General features: G+C 65.2%; 3 protein-coding genes. 2 read left to right on the top strand and 1 reads right to left on the bottom strand.

From position 1 onward, the window contains the following. Nucleotides 1-89 precede the first annotated feature (89 nt). Nucleotides 90-476: a TMEM175 family protein gene (locus A3CU_RS48270; protein ID WP_052372699.1), complete on the bottom strand. Its 387-nt coding sequence runs from the start codon at nucleotides 474-476 to the stop codon at nucleotides 90-92. A gap of 178 nt (nucleotides 477-654) precedes the next feature. Between A3CU_RS48270 and A3CU_RS0134705 the strand changes: the two genes are divergently transcribed. Both A3CU_RS0134705 and glnA read left to right on the top strand, forming a co-directional pair. After that, nucleotides 655-2007, top strand: a complete 1353-nt coding sequence (locus A3CU_RS0134705) for an MFS transporter (protein WP_211246599.1) — start codon at nucleotides 655-657, stop codon at nucleotides 2005-2007. A gap of 9 nt (nucleotides 2008-2016) precedes the next feature. Further along, nucleotides 2017-3360, top strand: coding sequence for a type I glutamate--ammonia ligase (glnA, locus tag A3CU_RS0134700; RefSeq protein ID WP_027946093.1), 1344 nt, complete (start codon nucleotides 2017-2019; stop codon nucleotides 3358-3360). Nucleotides 3361-3712: the final 352 nt, after the last annotated feature.

The following is a 3712-nucleotide window of genomic DNA, read 5'->3' as shown; positions in this document are numbered from 1 at the left end:
GGATGCGGTGAAAGTCGCACGTCCGGTTCGGAAGAGCGGCATGGGGAAACGACCCGACGAAACCCGGGAACCGCGCCCCATGCCGACTCTTACAAGGCATACGCCATGACGACCATGACCAGGCTGTAGACAGCCGCGGCGACGTGGGAGGCCCCGTCCTCGCGCAGGTACTCGGCCAGCATCGCCGTCGGAAACGGCACCGCGGCCACCACCATCAGCAACAGCAGGTTCAGGAACATCAGCGTGCGGTCGACCCGTGCGACGTAGCTGAACAGCTGGTGGTGGTTGACCCACATGATGCCGATGATCAGGAAGCTCACCACATAGGCGGCATACGACGGCCACTGTGCGCCCAACGCCCGCCACAGGCCGCCGTGTTCGTCTGCCGAAGGGACCTTGATCTCCAGGATGAGCAGGGTGATGGCGATGGCGAACACGCCGTCGCTGAAGGCCTCGACGCGGCCGGACTCGTTCATGGCCGTCAAGAGTGCACCATCGGACTTCAGAGGTACGGCAGTCGTCGTACCTTCCCACGGCGGAACTCAGTGCGAGCCACGTGCCGCCGATTCTCCCCGCCTCCATCGGATCGGTCACACCCTTCGCGAAGATCGGCGCCGGCGACCAGGCGTTTCCTCGATGACGATCTCTCGGCACATGGCCGGATTCTTGCAAATGTTGGCGTTCAGGCCACTCGTCCGACCCGAGAAGATCAATCAAGCTGAGCTCGTGAATCAAGCGAGGAAGATCCATCGGGCCTGGCTCGTCGCCGTCGGCGCGTTCGTCGCCCTTGTCGGCGCCGCTGGTTTCCGCGCCGCGCCAGGCGTTCTCATCGATCCACTGCACGCCGAGTTCGGCTGGTCGCGCGGGACGATCTCGGCGGCGGTGTCGATCAACCTCCTGCTCTACGGGCTGATCTCGCCGTTCGCGGCGGCACTCATGGAGCGTCTCGGGATGCGCCGGGTGGTTACTGGTGCGCTGCTGCTGGTGGCGATGGGAAGCGGTTTCACCGTCTTCATGACGGCCAGTTGGCAGCTCTTGCTGTGCTGGGGCGTGCTGGTCGGAACGGGCACCGGCTCGATGGCCCTGGCGTTCGTCGCGACCGTCACCGGACGGTGGTTCGTCCGGCACCGCGGGTTGGTGAGCGGGGTGCTCACCGCGGCCGGGGCAGCCGGGCAGTTGGTGTTCCTGCCGCTCGTCGCGGCCCTCGCCACAACCCACGGCTGGCGCCCGGCGTCGCTGGTGATCGCGGGGGTAGCCGTCGCGGTCGTGCCGGTCACAGTCGTTTTGCTGCGCGATGATCCGAGCGATGTCGGCACGACCGCGTTAGGCGCAGAAACGGGCGAGCCGAAGCCTGCGGTGACGCGTGGAAGCGGTCTCCGGGCGTTGGGCGCGTTGCGCGACGCGGCACGGAGCCGGGTGTTCTGGCTACTCGCGGGTGGATTCGCGATCTGTGGCGCTTCGACGAACGGGTTGGTCGGCACGCATTTCGTGCCGGCCGCGCATGATCACGGCATGCCGCCGACCATGGCCGCGTCGCTGCTCGCCGTGGTCGGGCTGTTCGATGTCGCCGGAACGGTCTTCTCGGGTTGGCTGACTGACCGGGTTGATCCTCGTTGGTTGCTCGGCATGTACTACGTCCTTCGCGGCGTGTCCCTGGTGCTGCTGCCGCACCTGTTCGCGCCGACGACCGAGCCCCCGATGTGGGCGTTCATCGTGTTCTACGGCCTCGACTGGGTTGCCACGGTTCCGCCCACGGTCGCCCTGTGCCGGGAGCGGTTCGGACCGAGCGGGCCGATCGTCTTCGGCTGGGTGTTCGCGTCGCACCAGGTGGGCGCTTCGCTCGCGGCCGTGGGTGCCGGGCTGATCCGCGACCACACGGGCAGCTACAACCTCGCCTGGTATCTCGCGGGCACGCTGTGCGTGCTTGCCGCGATGATGTCCGTCGCGATTCCCTCACGCGGGGTAGGAACGCAGGCCCGAAACATCGTGTTAACACGACGCGCATAGGGTGCGGCCATGGATCGCCAGCAGGAGTTCGTGCTGCGCACGCTGGAAGAACGCGACATCCGGTTCGTTCGACTGTGGTTCACCGATGTCCTGGGGTTTCTCAAGTCGGTGGCGGTGGCCCCGGCCGAGCTCGAAGGAGCGTTCAACGACGGCATCGGGTTCGACGGATCGGCGATCGAAGGCTTTGCCCGGGTTTACGAGTCGGACATGGTCGCCAAACCGGATCCGTCCACGTTCCAGGTGCTTCCTTGGGAGACCCCGGACGGCGGCCACTACTCGGCGCGCATGTTCTGTGACATCGCGATGCCCGACGGTTCGCCGTCGTGGGCCGATCCCCGACATGTCCTGCGGCGCCAGCTGTCCAAGGCCAGTGAGGCCGGTTTCACCTGCTACGTCCATCCGGAAATCGAGTTCTTCCTGTTGTCCGACGTGCCGGTCGACGGCCGCGAACCCGAGCCTGCCGACAATGGCGGGTACTTCGACCAAGCAAGCCACGCCACGGCGACGCACTTCCGTCGGCACGCGATCGAAACCCTGGAAGCGATGGGGATCTCGGTCGAGTTCAGCCACCACGAGGGTGCCCCGGGCCAGCAGGAAATCGATCTGCGCTACGCCGACGCGCTGACCATGGCCGACAACGTGATGACCTTCCGGTACGTCATCAAGGAGGTCGCGCTGATGCAGGGAGTGCGCGCCACCTTCATGCCGAAGCCGTTCACGTCGCAGCCGGGCTCGGGGATGCACACGCACGTGTCTCTGTTCGAAGGTGACCGCAACGCCTTCCACAACCCCGAGGAGCCTTTCGAGCTTTCCGATACGGGCAAGGCTTTCGTCGCCGGCGTGCTCTATCACGCGCGTGAGATCTCCGCGGTCACCAACCAGTGGGTCAATTCCTACAAGCGACTGATCATCGGGGGAGAGGCGCCGACGACCGTGTCCTGGGGCCGGGCCAACCGGTCCGCGCTGGTCCGGGTGCCGAACTACTCACCGGGCAAGGCGTCTTCTCGCCGGGTGGAGATTCGAACGATCGACTCGGCGTGCAACCCGTACCTGGCGTACTCGGTGGTGCTGGCCGCCGGCCTGAAGGGGATCGAGAAGGGTTACGAGCTGCCACCGCCGGCCGAGGACAACATCTGGTCGCTGAGCGATGCTGAGCGCAAGGCCGCCGGCTACGCGGAGCTTCCGCAGAATCTCGGCGAGGCCCTCGCCGAGATGGACCGCTCGGAACTGCTCGCGGAGACGCTGGGCGAGCACGTTTACGACTTCTTCCTGCGCAACAAGCGGGCGGAGTGGGACAACTACCGGAGCGCGGTTACGCCGTTCGAGCTGCGAACGCTGCTGCCGATGCTCTGACCTGGGCGTTCACCTTCAGGGGACCCCCCGTTTCAGGACCGTTGCAGGGCGTGTAATCTTGTCAACGTCGCAAGGGAGACCAGGGCGGCGGGGTGAGAGCCTCGGCGACTGGGACCAGGGTCGGGCGGACTTGACACCGCGAACCGGACCAGGTAACGTACTGCGACGGCCCTGGAGTGGGGTTGCCAACCAAGACTACTAATCAAGTAGCGGTAGAGGCTTCCCTTCTTTGGGACACGAACTTCAGATGCGGCCAAGGTCGCGTGTTGTTTGAGAACTCAACAGTGTGCTAGTGAGCTAAGTTAGTAGTTCTTTATGTTACCCTGTTTGGGTTTCTTTGAGATTATTCGAG

The sequence above is a fragment of the Amycolatopsis taiwanensis DSM 45107 genome (genome assembly GCF_000519205.1).
Classification (GTDB): domain Bacteria; phylum Actinomycetota; class Actinomycetes; order Mycobacteriales; family Pseudonocardiaceae; genus Amycolatopsis_E; species Amycolatopsis_E taiwanensis.
This window is presented reverse-complemented; position numbering and strand designations above follow the sequence as displayed.